At 58.8% G+C, this 14,797-nt stretch carries 18 protein-coding genes, 1 tRNA gene and 1 pseudogene; 10 read left to right on the plus strand and 10 right to left on the minus strand.

All coding sequences use genetic code 11. The features are described from left to right. Positions 1–58: 58 nt before the first annotated feature. From HX793_RS10710 to HX793_RS10725, 4 genes are all read right to left on the minus strand, one after another. Positions 59–667, minus strand: coding sequence for a LysE family translocator (locus tag HX793_RS10710; RefSeq protein WP_025999861.1), 609 nt, complete (start codon positions 665–667; stop codon positions 59–61). A gap of 270 nt (positions 668–937) precedes the next feature. Continuing rightward, on the minus strand, positions 938–1,102 hold the full coding sequence (locus tag HX793_RS10715) for a hypothetical protein (RefSeq protein ID WP_020372651.1): 165 nt from the start codon (positions 1,100–1,102) through the stop codon (positions 938–940). Positions 1,103–1,225: 123 nt separating this feature from the next. Next, on the minus strand, positions 1,226–1,690 hold the full coding sequence (locus tag HX793_RS10720; protein ID WP_025999862.1) for a hypothetical protein: 465 nt from the start codon (positions 1,688–1,690) through the stop codon (positions 1,226–1,228). A gap of 136 nt (positions 1,691–1,826) precedes the next feature. After that, complete coding sequence (locus HX793_RS10725) at positions 1,827–2,537, minus strand: CerR family C-terminal domain-containing protein (RefSeq protein ID WP_177049763.1); 711 nt, start codon at positions 2,535–2,537, stop codon at positions 1,827–1,829. Between the two features lie 99 nt (positions 2,538–2,636). Between HX793_RS10725 and HX793_RS10730 the strand changes: the two genes are divergently transcribed. From HX793_RS10730 to HX793_RS10760, 7 genes are all read left to right on the plus strand, one after another. After that, positions 2,637–3,746 carry an HlyD family secretion protein gene (locus HX793_RS10730; protein WP_177049765.1) on the plus strand — a complete coding sequence of 370 codons (1,110 nt, stop codon included), beginning with the start codon at positions 2,637–2,639 and terminating at the stop codon, positions 3,744–3,746. Beyond that, the gene (locus HX793_RS10735) at positions 3,739–5,307 is read left to right on the plus strand and encodes a DHA2 family efflux MFS transporter permease subunit (RefSeq protein WP_177049767.1); all 1,569 of its coding nucleotides are present in this window, start codon (positions 3,739–3,741) and stop codon (positions 5,305–5,307) included. The genes HX793_RS10730 and HX793_RS10735 overlap by 8 nt, the downstream gene beginning before the upstream one ends. After that, positions 5,304–6,725 carry an efflux transporter outer membrane subunit gene (locus HX793_RS10740; protein ID WP_177096075.1) on the plus strand — a complete coding sequence of 474 codons (1,422 nt, stop codon included), beginning with the start codon at positions 5,304–5,306 and terminating at the stop codon, positions 6,723–6,725. The genes HX793_RS10735 and HX793_RS10740 overlap by 4 nt, the downstream gene beginning before the upstream one ends. A gap of 39 nt (positions 6,726–6,764) precedes the next feature. Beyond that, entirely contained in the window at positions 6,765–7,295 is a 531-nt protein-coding gene (locus tag HX793_RS10745) for a GNAT family N-acetyltransferase (protein WP_177096077.1), read from the plus strand. Next, positions 7,296–7,550 (plus strand): hypothetical protein, encoded by a 255-nt coding sequence (locus HX793_RS10750; protein ID WP_177096079.1) that lies wholly within the window; start codon positions 7,296–7,298, stop codon positions 7,548–7,550. 60 nt (positions 7,551–7,610) lie between these two features. Continuing rightward, the gene (locus tag HX793_RS10755; protein ID WP_177061886.1) at positions 7,611–7,847 is read left to right on the plus strand and encodes a DUF6429 family protein; all 237 of its coding nucleotides are present in this window, start codon (positions 7,611–7,613) and stop codon (positions 7,845–7,847) included. Between the two features lie 140 nt (positions 7,848–7,987). After that, a complete protein-coding gene (locus tag HX793_RS10760) occupies positions 7,988–8,275 on the plus strand; it encodes a hypothetical protein (protein WP_308936653.1) in 288 nt (95 codons plus the stop codon). Positions 8,276–8,282: 7 nt separating this feature from the next. On the opposite strand, the gene HX793_RS10765 is transcribed toward HX793_RS10760, so the two are convergent. From HX793_RS10765 to HX793_RS10775, 3 genes are all read right to left on the minus strand, one after another. After that, positions 8,283–9,017 (minus strand): DUF5677 domain-containing protein, encoded by a 735-nt coding sequence (locus HX793_RS10765; RefSeq protein ID WP_177061888.1) that lies wholly within the window; start codon positions 9,015–9,017, stop codon positions 8,283–8,285. 88 nt (positions 9,018–9,105) lie between these two features. Beyond that, complete coding sequence (locus HX793_RS10770; protein ID WP_177096081.1) at positions 9,106–9,300, minus strand: hypothetical protein; 195 nt, start codon at positions 9,298–9,300, stop codon at positions 9,106–9,108. Between the two features lie 103 nt (positions 9,301–9,403). After that, a complete protein-coding gene (locus tag HX793_RS10775; protein WP_177061892.1) occupies positions 9,404–9,631 on the minus strand; it encodes a hypothetical protein in 228 nt (75 codons plus the stop codon). 89 nt (positions 9,632–9,720) lie between these two features. On the opposite strand from HX793_RS10775, the gene HX793_RS10780 reads away from it, so the two are divergent. After that, a complete protein-coding gene (locus HX793_RS10780) occupies positions 9,721–10,083 on the plus strand; it encodes a hypothetical protein (RefSeq protein WP_177096083.1) in 363 nt (120 codons plus the stop codon). A 394-nt stretch (positions 10,084–10,477) separates the two neighbouring features. On the opposite strand, the gene HX793_RS10785 is transcribed toward HX793_RS10780, so the two are convergent. After that, positions 10,478–10,690, minus strand: coding sequence for a hypothetical protein (locus tag HX793_RS10785; protein ID WP_177096084.1), 213 nt, complete (start codon positions 10,688–10,690; stop codon positions 10,478–10,480). A 159-nt stretch (positions 10,691–10,849) separates the two neighbouring features. On the opposite strand from HX793_RS10785, the pseudogene HX793_RS10790 reads away from it, so the two are divergent. Continuing rightward, positions 10,850–11,043 (plus strand): annotated as a pseudogene (locus HX793_RS10790) (DUF4224 domain-containing protein). Positions 11,044–11,601: 558 nt separating this feature from the next. On the opposite strand, the gene HX793_RS10795 reads toward HX793_RS10790, so the two are convergent. Further along, positions 11,602–11,675: transfer RNA gene (locus tag HX793_RS10795), tRNA-Cys, on the minus strand. 212 nt (positions 11,676–11,887) lie between these two features. Then, positions 11,888–14,173, minus strand: a complete 2,286-nt coding sequence (gene pvdQ / locus HX793_RS10800; RefSeq protein ID WP_177096086.1) for a bifunctional acylase PvdQ — start codon at positions 14,171–14,173, stop codon at positions 11,888–11,890. Between the two features lie 237 nt (positions 14,174–14,410). Here pvdQ and HX793_RS10805 point away from each other — a divergent pair, with 237 nt between their 5' ends. After that, positions 14,411–14,791, plus strand: a complete 381-nt coding sequence (locus tag HX793_RS10805) for a fe2+ zn2+ uptake regulation protein (RefSeq protein ID WP_177049825.1) — start codon at positions 14,411–14,413, stop codon at positions 14,789–14,791. Positions 14,792–14,797: the final 6 nt, after the last annotated feature.

Here is a 14,797-nt window from a genome sequence, read left to right on the forward strand (position 1 = left end):
CTTTTTGGTGTTGACCATCGGCATCGGCCTGCTGGCGACCATCTCGCCGGTCTGACAGTCAGCCGGCAAACAGCATCGGGTACAACGACACCACCAGCAACGCCGCCATCGACCCGTTGAACACCCGCAACCAGCGCGGCTCACGCAACACATTGCGCAAGCCGCTGCCACACACGACCCACACACAGACGCTGGGCAGGTTGACCACCGCGAATACCAGCGCAATCACCAGCACATTGGTGACGTAACCTTCGGCTGGCGTGTAGGTGGTGATTGCCCCCAGCGCCATGATCCAGGCCTTGGGGTTCACCCACTGGAAGGCCGCCGCGCCGAGGAAGGTCATGGGCTTGCCCTGCTCATCAGGGCTGTCGGACATGCCGCCCGCCGTCGCAATCTTCCACGCCAGGTACAACAGATAGGCCGCGCCCACGTAGCGCAGCAGGGTATAGGCCCAAGGAAACACCTTGAACACTTCGCCCAGCCCCAGGCCGACCGCAATCACCAACAGCATGAACCCGATACTGATCCCCAGCGCATGGGGCATCGACCGCCGGAACCCGAAGTTCACGCCCGAGGCGAGCAACATCGTGTTATTGGGCCCCGGCGTGATCGAGGACACGAAGGCGAACAGCACAAAAGCTGATAAGAGGCTGGTAGACATGAACATGACGCGGCATCCAAACGGAGGGGGTATGCCAGCGACAGTAGAGGGTAATGCGCCGCCTTGCCCCGTACAGCCATGGCACGATTGAGGCATACACTTTTTTGCCACGGTTTTCACAAAGCTTTCACAGGCAGGCGCCTAGGGTAACTCCAGCTCCTAATGAACATCCTTTTTAGCCCGCGCTCCCCACGCGGGCTTTTCTTTGCCTGACAGTTCTCCAGGCCAAAAAAAGAGGCAAGCCATTGCGCATGGCTTGCCTCCCGTAGCGATTGCTTAACGCGGGCCACCTCCGCCGCCAGGGCCCGGGCCGCCGCCCTGACCATGCCCGCCACCGTGCCCCCCGCCGCCGCCACCCGGTGGCATGAACATCCAGCAGCCCGACAGCGTCGACAACAGCGCAACCACCACCGCTGCCTTGGTTAGATAACTCAACTTCATGACCACACTCTCTTACTTGACGAGATTGACTTCTCGCTGGGTAAGACAGCGCCAACTCCAGTGCGTCACGGCTATCGTGTAACCTGATGGTAGGGTTTGTAAGCCCGGCGGTACAAGGCGCCGTCAGTTCTGTGGACGTTGCTTGGTCGAGTCCAGTTCGGCTTTTTTGGCGGTGCTGATTTCGGTAATTTGCGCCGACTTGGCGATCGCAAAATCAAAGGTATCCTGCATCTTGGCGATGGCATCGGTGGCAGTGCCTTTGAGCCCACCGTTGGCGGCCCAGTCGAAGTTCCACACGCCCGAGAGGTTATCGGCGCCCGGAACGTCATGGGTTTCGATGGCGGTGAATACATCGGGGTGACGCTCCATGTACTTGGCAGCATCGGACACCTCGGCCGGCACTTTGCCTGAGGCATTGTTGGCCAACTGGGTCAGTTCCTGCTTGGTGATGGCCGACTTGCCGGTCTGGCGCATGTAGTCGGCAATGACCTTGCTGGACTTGGCGATGTTCAACTTGTCGTCGAACACCGAAGGTGATGCTTTAGGCGTGTTTGCCCCGCTGCCGGCGGGCGTTACGGTAGTAGACATCGGCGCTGCTCCCCTGATGGAACGAATGCAATCGTCGTGCTGACGATAGCCCGAAGCGGACGTTAGCATGGGCAATAGGCCATTCCATGGGGCTTCACAACAATTCACAACAACGCACCGGGTTTACACGCTCCTCTCAACCGTGGTCGTCGTCACGTTGCCGAACCAGGCCTTCCAGGGTGAACCGTGCCTGCATCAGCACCACGTCCCTCACCAAGGCCATTTCCTTCTGGTTCACCTCGGTCCATTTCAAGGCTTCAAGCAGCTTGGGTTTCTGCACGCGAAAGGCCAGGCCCTGGGTGAACAACGCCATGGAATGGATCACCGTGCGTTCGTCCTCCACCGCGAAGCCGGCCAGGCGTGCGATCAGCAACCGAATCACGCGGCCGATGCGGGCCTTGAAATGCTCATCGAAAGCCCGTGTCGCACCGGGCGGGCACAACCCGGCCTGGTGGCGATCCATGAATGCACGCCATACCGTGGTTTGCGGGCTGTCCTGGATGGTCGACACCACCGTACCCAGAATGCCCAGGGAGGCGTCGATCAGCGCGTTGTCACCTGAATCGGCGTCCGCCAACGCGCTTTCCGCAGCCTCCACGGACGGCGACATCTTGCCCCACAACAGCGTGATCAAGTGTTCGACACACGCCAGGTACACACCTTCCTTGCCATCAAAGTAATACTGGATCGCAGGGGCGTTGACGCCAGCAGCCGTGGCGATATCACGGGTCGACGCACCATCGTAGCCACGCTCGCCAAACACCCCCACGGCCGCCTCGATGATGCGTGCCCGGGTTTCTTCACCGCGCTGATAGCCACCCTCGGCCGCAGGTTTATGTCGTGCCATGTGCAACTCCATTCGAATACCGGACCAAAATATACCAGTTGACAAAAATTCGCGAAAAAAGGAATTTATTCCACCTGTTATAAATCTGGAGTGACCTCGATGTCCGCTGCACCTCCCTCCCCTCAGGTCATGCCTGAAGAAACCGTCAACGGTCAACGCGGCAAGGCCCGTCGCATCCTGCTGACACTGGCCGGCGTCGCCGTGCTGGTGGGTGTTTCATGGGCCGCCTGGTGGTGGATCACCGGGCGTTTTATAGAGACCACTGACGACGCCTACCTGCAAGCCGACAGCATCAGCGTGGCGCCCAAGATCAACGGCTACGTAGCCGAGGTGCTGGTGAGCGACAACCAGAACGTCAAGCGCGGCGATGTGCTGGTGCGCCTGGATGCGCGCAAATACCAGGCGGTGAGTGATGAAGCGTCGGCCACCATCGCTGCACGCAATGCCGACTTCGCCAAGGCCCAGGCCGACCTGGTGCAACAGGACTCAACCATCGCCGAAGCCCGCGCTCAATTGCAGGGCGCCGAAGCCGATGCGCGACACGCCCAGACCGAAGTAGCCCGTTACGCCCCGCTGGCCCGCTCCGGTGCAGAACCCGAGGAGCGCCTGGCCCAATTGAACAACCAACTGGCACAAGCCCGCAGCACCGTGGCAGCCAAACAGGCCGCGCTGCGCTCCAGCCAGACCCGCTACGGCACACTGCAGGCCCAGCTCAAGCAAGCCCAGGCGCAACTGGGCGTGGCCAAGGCCAGCGAAGCGCAAAGCCAGCTGGACGTGGACGACGCGGTGATCCGCAGCCCGCTCGATGGTCGCGTGGCCGACCGTGGGGTGCGCGTAGGCCAGTACGTGCAGCCGGGCACGCGCCTGCTCACAGTGGTGCCGATCAGCGCGATCTACCTGACGGCCAACTACAAGGAAACCCAGATCGGCGCCATGCGCCCCGGCCAGACCGTTACCGTGCACGTAGACGCCCTGCCCGGCCGCGACCTGCAAGGCCACATCGACAGCCTGGCCCCCGGTACCGGCGCGCAGTTCGCCTTGCTGCCACCGTCGAACGCCACCGGTAACTTCACCAAGATCGTACAGCGCGTGCCAGTGCGGATTGCCCTGGACGTGCCGGACGACCTGCGCGCCGCGTTGATGCCCGGCTTGTCGGCCACCGTGGAAGTCGACACCCGCACCCACGCCGCAGACGCCAACCATGGCTGAGGCGATCATGCCCGCGGTGGCTGCCGAGAAACCGCGCAACGCCTCGCTGACCGACTGGATCGCCGTCGCCGCCGGGGCATTGGGCGCGTTGCTCGCCACCCTCGACGTGTCGATCACCAACTCGGCCTTGCCGCAGATCCAGGGCCAGATCGGCGCCACCGGCACCGAAGGCACCTGGATCGCCACCGGCTACCTGATGTCGGAAATCGTCATGATCCCCCTCGCCGCCTGGCTGACACGGGTGTTCGGCCTGCGCCGGTTTCTGATCGGCACGGCGCTGATGTTCACCCTGTTTTCGATGTTCTGCGGCCTGTCCACCAGCCTCGGCGCGATGATCGCCGGGCGCATCGGCCAGGGCTTTGCCGGCGGTGCGATGATCCCCACCGCGCAGACCATCGTGCGTACCCGCCTGCCGCCACACCAACTGGCCATTGGCACCACAATGTTCGGCATGACGGTGATCCTCGGCCCGTTGCTCGGCCCGGTGATTGGCGGCTGGCTGACGGAAAACATCAACTGGCGCTGGTGCTTCTTTCTCAACCTGCCCATCAGCATCGCGCTGATCACTTTGCTGATCACTGGCCTGCCCAGTGAACGCATGCACCTGCAACGTTTTATCAGCGCTGACTGGCTGGGCATCCTGGGCCTGGCGATGGGCTTGAGCTCACTCACCGTGGTGCTTGAAGAAGGCCAGCGCGAGCACTGGTTCGACTCGCTGCTGATCGTGTGGCTGAGCATCGCCACAGTGACCGGATTTTTCCTGATTGCCGTGGGCCAATTCCGATCAAGTACGCCTATTTTGCGTCTGCCACTGGTGCTCAACAAGAGCTTTGGCAGTGTGCTGCTGATTGGTACGGCCGTGGGTGCGGGGCTGTATGGCACGGCGTACCTGGTGCCGCAGTTCCTCGGCATTCTGTCCGGTTACAACGCGCAACAGTCCGGCGCGATCATGTTGCTCTCGGGCATTCCCGCGTTCCTGCTGATGCCGATCCTGCCGAGGATGCTCGGTCGCTATGACTTGCGTTGGATGGTCGGCGCAGGGCTGTTGCTGTACTGGGCCAGTTGTTTTGTCGACACCCAGCTGACCGCGGACAGCGTCGGGCATGATTTCATCTGGTCGCAACTGCTACGCGGCTTCGGGCAGATCCTGGTGATGATGCCCCTCAGTCAATTGTCCATGCGCTCGGTCGAGACCAAGGACGCGGGGGATGCGGCCGGGCTTTACAACATGTCCCGCAACCTCGGCGGCACCATCGGCCTGGCACTGCTCGGGGTATTGATGGACCGACGCAGCCACTTCCATGACGACAGGCTGCGTGAAGGCATCCTGGCCAACAGCCAACTCGCCCAGGACCATATGGCCAGCAACACCGCCAGTTACCTGGCGCAAACCGGCGATGCCTCCAGCGCCCCGTTGCAGGCGATGGCTCAACTGGCCAACGACATCGCGCGCCAAGCCTCGGTCATGGCCTACAACGACTCTTTCTATGTACTGGGACTCGCCATGCTGGCGTGCCTGCCCCTGATCTTCCTTCTCAAAAAGCGCACGGTACAGCCATGATTGCTCGCTCCCTTCCCCTGCTCCTGACCGTTGGCCTGCTGTCCGCCTGCACCGTGGGTCCGGATTACCCAGGCGCGCCGGATGCCGCGCCGAAAACCCTGGCCGCTGGGCGGTTGCCTCACGCCGACAACCAAGCACCCAGCGCGCCGACTGTGGCGCAGTGGTGGCGAACGCTGAATGACGCGCAGCTCAATGAACTGGTCGACATGGCGCTGAAAAACAGCCCCGACATCGCCACCGCCAAAGCGCGCTTGAAACAATCGCGCGCCAGCCTCAGTGGTGCCCGCGCCGACGCCATGCCCAAGGTCACCGGCGACGCTGCGATGCTGAAACTGCGCTCGCCCGACACCTCCGCACTGGGTAGCAGCGGCGGTAGCGGCCGTGGCCCGCTGACGCTTTACCTCGCCGGTTTCGATGCCAGCTGGGAAGCCGACCTGTTCGGCGGCACCCGGCGTGCAGTCGAAGCGGCGCAAGCGGAAGCCGACGCGGCCCAAGCTCAACTGGCCGACGCCCAAGTACAACTGGCAGCCGAAGTGGTCCAGGCCTACACCGATCTGCGCGACCAGCAAGCACGGCTGGCCCTGGTCGAAGCCAGTGTCGACATCGAAAACCAGGCCCTCGACCTGACCCGGCAGCGCCGCAGTCGCGGCGTCGCCTCACAACTGCAACTCGAACAAGTCCTCACTCAGGCAGAAAACACCCAGGCCCAGCGCCTGCCGTTGCAAGCCGCCATCGTTGAATCCCTGGATCAACTCGACTTGCTCTGCGGCCTGGAACCCGGCGAACTCGAAGAACGCCTCGCCACCGCCCAGGCCCTGCCCGCCATTCCCGGCGTGGTGCCCGTGGCAGCCCCCGCCGCCCTCCTCAAGGCCCGCCCCGACATCCGCGTGGCCGAACGCAAACTGGCCTCCAGCAACGCCCAGATCGGCGAAAAGACCGCCGACTGGTTTCCCAAGCTCAGCCTGATGGGTGACTTGTCGTTCTCCGCCAGCGATCCCGGCCACCTCGCCCGCAAGGACAACGGCAGTTGGTTGGTCCTGCCGCGCCTGACTTGGAACGCGCTAGACTTCGGTCGCGTGGCCGCCAGTGTCAAAGGCGCCGAAGCGGGCCGCGACGAAGCGCTCGCGCAGTACAAAAGTGTCGTGCTGAATGCGCTACGCGACGCTGATGTCGCCCTTGCGCGGTACGGCCACCAGCGCCAGAACGTGGTGCTGTTGCGCAGCGTGGAATCCTCGGCCGTACGTGCGGCGGACCTGACCCGCCAGCGTTATCGAGCGGGCACGGCCAGCACCCTGGATTGGCTGGATGCAGAGCGCACGCGGTATCAGGCCCAGGAAAGTCGGATCTCGGGGGATGCGCAATTGCTCAAGGATTTTGCTTCGTTGCACAAGGCATTGGGGCTGGGCTGGACCTTGTGACACACTTCCTCGCACAGCGCCGCCAGACACGAGGGAACCATGCTCCGTATTCATCAAGCGACCCCAGCCGACCTTGACGCCTTGCGCGAAGTCGGCTGCACCACTTATCAAGAACACTTTGCGCAGATTTGGTCGCCTGCTGGCTTGCAGGCGTTCCTGGATCGGGACTTTTCCCACGACGCCTTGCGCCAATCACTAGAAACATCCGACAACCCTCTATGGCTGCTCGCGTCAGATGACAACGAGCAAGTCGTCGGCCTGGCAAAGGTCAACTGGTCGGCGCCGGCGCCCATAACGGGTGAAGTTGGCGCAGAACTGCGCAAGATCTACTTTCTCAAATCCGCCGCCGGGCGCGGGTATGGCAAGCAATTTATGCAGTTCATTTGCGACCAGGCCGTAGAGCGTGGCGAGCGCTCGCTGTGGCTGACGGTGCTCAAGTCCAATCCCGATGCACGACGGTTTTATGAAGCGTTTGGGTTCAAGTGGATCGGAGAAATTCCGTTCAAGACGGACCTGGCTGAAATCGGGATGGATGTGATGGGGCTTGAGCTGCAGCGGAAGGCAGAATAAATGAATGAGTTGATAAAAGGCCTCGACGGGCCCAGGACGGCGCAGCAGGAACTGTTCTACGACCTGGAAGATGCGGCGGCGGTGATTGGGTGGTCGGTGGTGGAGCTAACGGCTATGGCAAGCAGCGGCAGGACGCCATCTGAAGCGGTAGCCCTTATGAAAATATGCGCGTTACTGACGGCGCAGCAGGAGAAAATGGCAGCCTATGCAGGCGAGGTCAAAGACCTACTGATCGTCCGATCTGGGGTCCCTTAAACGCGCTAGTTTACAGATAAGGAATATGAATCAGCATTCACATAATGTGGAGCAGCGATAATGGAATACGACGAAAAACTGATTGAAGACACTGTACTCGCCTTGTTGGCGGCCTTCAGTTCGGACGACGGGAATACCTGGAAAGGGTTTGATTTCGAGATCATGAATCGATTACATGAGCATGGTTTCATCAGTAATCCAGTCAACAAGAACAAATCGATTTGGTTAACGGCAGAAGGCCTTGAGCGAGGTCGACAGGTAGCGGGTCGATTGTTTGGACGGCCTCAACCTGAGTAACTATCCGACTCAAGAACCGATTTGGTGAATCCGTCTTACCACAGACAATAAAAAAACCCGTAGACGTTAATCTATGGGGTTTTCAAGAGTGGAGGCTGAGGTCGGAATCGAAACGGCGTAGGCGGATTGGCAGGAAGCGGGTGGCACTTGCCGAAGAGGAACTGAGGCTCAAGGTTCGCCCCGGCACCCACCAGGAACTTGCCGACCTTATGGAATGGTCAGGCATTACTAAGCAGGGCGAGGCGATGACGCTGATGATTCATCATCTGCATGCGCTGGGTTCCGCGAAGTGTCAGTCGCTATTGAATCCGCCGCGCCACGAAATCGAGATATCGCAAAGCGTGGCGCGGGAACTTCGCAACAAAAGCCTTCTCGCCATCCATCAAGACCCGTGCGACGAAATTATCGCTCCTGGAAATAGTAGATAGGCAGGCGTCATTCCTCAAAAACAAAACTATCTCGCAACCTATTACTTGAAATGTCCAAACAGGTCTTCAAAATTCCAAGAGTAAATTCCAGATGATAATCGGTAGGGCCCGTAATGAGCACAGGCTCTCCGTCCCTGACCAAGAGAGACGAGTCCATTGATCTAAAAGTGGCATGACTCGCCACTGATGAAAGACCGCGATACATAGTTTCGTAGAGAGGTATCAGGCCCGCGACTTGGGCGGCCTCAAATGTCGAAAAACCTGCACCTTCACCTTCGGCACGACTGATCACTTCGTTCAAGTCCTGAATGTTTTTTTCAGATAGTCCTAGCTCAGCTAGCGATTTGATCATCGCCTTAGCTTGTTTTCGGTCTTCAATATCTCCAGCTCTACACATACGAACAAACACGGACGGATCATTGATCAGAGCTACAGCATGGAACAAAGCCTCAACCGCTGAACGGCAAAGAGTTTGGGCATCAACAATGAGCCCTCTTTCACATAGCAGTATTGCCGCCTGACAGCTCCTGACCAGCTTATGAAAAAAAACAAGTGAAGCCATCTGATGGGGGATGTATCGGTCGGCCCCAGCGCCCATGACTAATAGCTGAGCGACACCAGAGGCAGTTTCTGCTTCTTCAAATGACTTTCGGTAGGTCGACTTATAGCTTTCTCTCACTTTTTCAATCGCTGGTGAAAGAAAGCCCTTTTCATAAAGATCATCAACCGAAGCCTGATCCATACCCTGTTACTCCCTGATTCATAGATCAGCAGTTCTATCAAACATCACTACTCCTGAAGTGGCCACCACCGGTCATGGAGGACGGCGCCTAACCCAGCCGTAATCTCAACTCCATCAGGTAATCAGCGGCTGCTCCTCGCCGCTCAAGCCCACCTGGCGCATCAGCTCTCATCAGAGACGCAAGCGCTTCTTCAATTGCGACGTCGGAAAACGTAACTCCGGACTGCTTCAGCACTGCCAGTAGCAGGTGCTCAATGGCATCAATTTGTGCTTGGTTTGACATTTTTACTTTCCCCTAACCGGCCAGATGCCAGGAAGACTTGATACCCCAACGCAACGCATATTGCCAACTCCAAGACTCCGTATCGTGGGGAGGAACGCCGAGGCTACAGCGGTTCAACGCGATATTCGTGCTTACCACTCAGCGATCGGAATACCCCATTGCCAACCCGACCAACTAAATCGCCTTTTTTGTCATAGAAACAGGAATCGTCATCGAAGGTGAACACAACCTCGCCATTCAGGCGGACTACGCTTTCACGCTCAATGGTGCCAACCAGCGTGCCACTTTCCCAAACAATCTTGTACCGACCTTTGCTGTAGTCAACTGACATCTAAAGCTCCTTAGGCAACTTTAATCGGGTGCAAAAAAATCAACGATATCACCTCAGCCGCACGAAGATGCCCCCCTTGGAGATCCCCCGTGAGAAAACGTGCCGAAGTCGTCGTTAAATGGGAGTGCGGCAATTGCAACGAGCTGCACGCCTGGAAGAACGATGCCAAACAGTGCTGCCGGCCACCGGTATCTGAGTGCTGGATATGCCCGGCTTGTGCGCAGGCCCACAGCGACAAGAACGACGCCGAGAATTACTGCCCAGATTCCGAGCTGGCAGTCACCTGCCCGTCATGCCTCCGGGACTATGACCTGAATGGGCTGAGTTTTCACGCGGTTCGGGTCGCCGCCCACTGCACAGAATGCAACCCGATGTTCACGGTAGATCAGCAGATGGCGATCCAAGACTTTCACTACCTGAACACTGGGGAAAGCCGAAACATGTTTGGCTGATCAACCCAAAGGCTAAGGCACTAGAATTCTGGCTCTAAGTGAATTCTACGCAATATTTTCCTCATTTTAACGTGCGTGCATGGCCTTCCCGGAGCCACAGAATCAATTAACTGGTTGATCTCACGGTCTGTAAGTTTTGGATTCAAGGCGGCAGGAAAAAGGCGGCGAATTCGTTCTTTATCGAGCCATTTTTTGCTGGTCTCGTTGAAGCAGATACTGGGACCTGGCGTTCGAGCCTCTATAGCCAGGCCCATGAACCCTGCTATTTCAAAAACTCGCCTTACAAACCCATCTTCCGTCATCGTCTCGTTCCTTAATCTGGCCCCATACCGCTCACTCGTGCTATCCCAAAACCGGACGGTTTGCCAGCCGTCAGTAACGGGGATGCAGCGAGCTAGGCTTTAGCTCTTACGGAAACGATAGCCGCTTCAACTGCGTGCCATGCATTCGTGATGTGCGGATGCTCTGCTTGACGATACTTTGAGTTATCGATGATCAGGGATTTAGCCTTCTGGCTGATCTTTACTAGGTCCAAGTTAAGCTCCTGGGCCGCGCCCAACACCGCTATAAGGCCCTGCTCCAAAGCGATTTCACGATCGGTGGCCATTTCCCCAACTCCTTTTTGATCCGGCTGCATGCCGGGCAATCAAGCAATAGCCCACAAATCCACTTCACGCCAGCCGATGCCAGGCGGCCTACCTTCAGCCGCCAGTGCGGTGAGGACTACCTCAAGGAAATACAACGCGAAACCCTCGCCTAGGAAGAGTTGACAGCTATCACCGGCTATCTACTGCCCTCCAAACAGATCCCATGGCTAACTGAAAACCGATGGGAGCTTGTTCTAACCGGCGCCCAATCGTGGGCCGGGTATACGCGCGACTAAAACTTGCAGGCGTAAAGCTTTCGGCGTCTAACGCAGTAGCCGAAACCTGGACGCTCGACCTTTCGAATGTGAGCTGACATAAGCGCCAGAAAAGCACAACCAATCGATATCTACCGCCCAGGATGATACGGCGCATCCGCTAGGATAAGAATGGAACGACCTGGACTTCGTATTACTACGACGGCAGGACTGCGGACGGTAAGCGGAAGGAAATTCCGTTGGGCTGCGACCTGGACCAAGCCAAGGTCGAATGGGCCAGGCACCACCGAAACCAACCCATATGATGGGCTGTGTGTTCGACCGCTATGACAAAGAAATCATCCCAGGCAAGTCAATTCGCACCCAGTCTGATAACCGCAAAGAGCTCAAGCAACTGAGAAGAGCGTTTGAGAGCGCCTAAATTGAGTCGATCACGCCCCAAATGGTAGCTAATACCTGATCCTGAAGGTACCGCTTTGGCCGTTAGTGGACGCTCAGGCTCCTTAGCCTTTAGCACAATCCCACGTCCAATCGAGGAAAGGCATACCCACAACGGTGTCTTAAATTTCCCGAAAAAAGGCAGGATTGCGGAAGCGATCATCAAATCGCAGGCAATAAAAAACCCCGTAGACGCTAATCTACGGGGTTTCTAAGAGTGGAGGCCGAGGTCGGAATCGAACCGGCGTAGGCGGATTTGCAATCCGCTGCATAACCATTTTGCTACTCGGCCTCAAACGATCAATGTCCTGACTGCTGACACTCACCGCATAAAAACTTGAGTGGGCTATAAAACCCTGTCTCTACTCTAACTCATTGAATACATTGAAGTTTTTAATGCTTCGTTGCGTTCGATGGGCGCCATTATGTACGTATTTGCCAAAGCGTGCAACCCCTTGATTTCAAAAATATTTCGTATTGGCATCAAGGGGTTGCGCACCTGCCCTACTCCTTGATGTGCAGTTGCTGGTAGTGCGGGTCGGCCTTGATTTGCGCTTCGGTGAAGGGCAACGGGCTGAGCTTTTTCTGGGAGAAGGCTTGGGTCTGGTCCTTGGCGTGTTTGGACGCTGGGTTGCTGGACTCGGAGAACGCGAGTACGCCTTGGGCATGGGGCCCCTGGTCGTCGAAGGTGACGATTTGCAGGTAGCTGGTGCCGCTGACCACTTCGCGCTTGCCGTCGGCGCGGGGCACGGTTTGCATGGCGTTGTAGATTCCCAGTTCTTGCGGGCCACCGTGGATCGGGGTTTGGCCGGAGACTTGGAGGTCGCCCCAGGTGCTGTTGCCGGTGAGGCCGAGTTTGGCGACGTCGGCGGTGGACGCCAGCATGGCTTCGCGCAGGGCTTTGGCGACATCGGTGCGGTCGATGGCCAGGCCGCGTGGTGTGGTGAGTGGCTGGGCCGGGTCGAAGGCGACGCGCCAGGCGTCGGGGATTTGCTGCAGGTGTTGCACCAGGTTGATGAAATGCACCAAGCCGATGCCACTGTCGAGGTTGGCGCGCTGGTCCCAGTTTTTCAGGTCGGTGCACAGGGGTTGCAGCGCAGTGGCGTCGGCGCCGAGGTGTTTGGCGCAGAATGCGAGCAGGTCGGGCATGACTTGGCCGGCCAGGTACACCTCGTTGTCCATCACCATGTTTTGCAGGTCGGTGACGCTGATCGGTTTGTCCAGGAATTGCAGGCGTTGCAGGGCAAAGCGCGCACGTGGGCCAAGGCCGATGTGGTCCTGGCTGATGACCGGGGAGAAACCGGTGAGCGGTGCCTTGGGGTTGGCCAGCCAGGCCGAGTCGTTGGAGTGCAGCACGTAGTCAGTGCGTTGCAGTTGCGGCAGTTGGTAGGCCGGGAAGATGCCGGCCTGGGCGGCGCGCGGGTCGACGTCCCAGGCGCAGGCGCTGTGGGCACCGTCGAGCATGATCATCTGCAGCCCGGCGCGCGGGTCGCTGCATTGTGCGAGTTTGGCCGCGCTGACATTGGGCACCACCGACTGGTTCATATACAGGCTCTGCCCCTGGTCATCGGCGGCCAGGGTGTTGACCCACGGGATACCTTGCAGGGTGTGCACCGAGGTTTTCAGTTGGTCGAGGCTGCCCGCGCGGTTCATCGCGTACCACTGTTGCAGCACGCGGTCGTTGCCCAGATTGGCGTCACGCAGGCTGAAGGCGTAATGGCTGTCCCAGTCGAGCTTGCCCGGCCATTGCACCACCGGGCCGAATTGCGAGCTATACACGGTGTGCGACTGGCCCTTGAGACTGCCATCGGCTTGTTTGACCTGCACCGTCACCGTGGTTTTATCCAGGGCGACGGATTTGCCATCGAGCAGATAGCGCGTGGAATCCTTCGGGTCCAGGGTCAGGCGATACAGGGTGAAGTGCTTGGACGTGTCCACGGTGTGGGTCCACGCAACATGCTGGTTGAAGCCGATATTGATCACCGGCAAGCCCGGCAACGCAGCGCCCATGACATCCAGTTGACCGGGGATGGTCAGGTGCATTTCATAAAAACGCATACCACCGCCCCACGGGAAATGCGGGTTGGCCAGCAACATGCCGCGTCCGTTGAACGAGCGATCACGGCCCACCGCCACGGCGTTACTGCCACGATCGAAGGCGAAGCGCTGCTGATTGGCGGCGGCCAATTCAAAGGCTTTCGAGTCGGTCGTTACACTGGCTGTGGCTTGGGGCGGCGTCGCACCGACCAAAGCTTCAGCGAATTGGCCGACACCGCCTTCCACCAATAACCTACGGGTCAGCTTGACCAAGTCTTCAGCCACCAGTGGCCGCACCCACGCCGCCTGGCACTGCGCCGGAGCGCCCTGCTCTTTCAGGTAACGGTTGTAGCCGGCCACGTAACCTTCGATACGCTGCTGGATCTGCGGGCTCTGCGCTTTCCAGAAGGCTGCGACCGATTCCGGCGTATTCAGCCACGTGAAAAACACATCACTGGCCAGGTTGTTGCGCTCTTCCAGGGTCGCCTGCTCGGGGCCGAAGAACTTGGCGCGCTCGCCATTCACGGTGACCACTTCATTGGCCAGCAGGCACAGGTTGTCCTGGGCGTAGGCGTAACCGATGCCGAAGCCAAGGCCACGCTCATCGTTGGCACGGATGTGCGGCACGCCGTAATTGGTACGACGGATATCCGCCGACGCTTGCGTCACCTGCTCCCGCGCCGAGGCCGCCAGGCTCAACCCCAGCAACACGCCCGCCACACATACCCTGGACAACCCATTGGAAATAATCACGCAGACTCCACCGTCAGATTTAACCGCCTCACAAGGGGTAATAACCCCACCGTAAGAACGCAAACAACCGGGAATAATTTAGCGCGAGGGCCCGTTTATTTAAGGCGGCGCGGATGTGACAAAACCGATACCGACGAAATTTCTACATCCGGGACTTCATGATTTCGCTCGCTCGTTCGTCTTATTAACCAAGAGCGCTCATTTTTTCCTGATCAGGCTCTGATAAGGAGTTTTTGCATGTACAACCCGCAAGTGCCCACGGATGGACATTCACCGGCTGCCGAGGCCAGTTTCGGCAACGGCACACCAGCGTTCGGTAAAGCACCCGAACAGCAAGGCAACCAGCGTATCCGCCACCTGCTCAAGTGTTTTGGCTTGCGCACCAGCCTGATCCGGCTAAAGGTCATCGACGCCCTGCTCACCGCCGCCGACAACCAGCGCACCCTCGGGGTACGCGGTGTGCACAGCCATCTGCTGGAGCTGGGCATTCCGTTGTCGTTTCTCAGCGTGCGCGAGGTGCTCAAGCGCCTGTGTAGCGAGGGCGTGATCACCCTCAATGCGGATAAAAGCTACAGCCTCCATGAAGAGGCTGCCAAGGTGCTCGAAGGTCGCGCTTGATCGCCC

The sequence above is a fragment of the Pseudomonas reactans genome, assembly GCF_013387025.1.
Taxonomy (GTDB): domain Bacteria; phylum Pseudomonadota; class Gammaproteobacteria; order Pseudomonadales; family Pseudomonadaceae; genus Aquipseudomonas; species Aquipseudomonas reactans.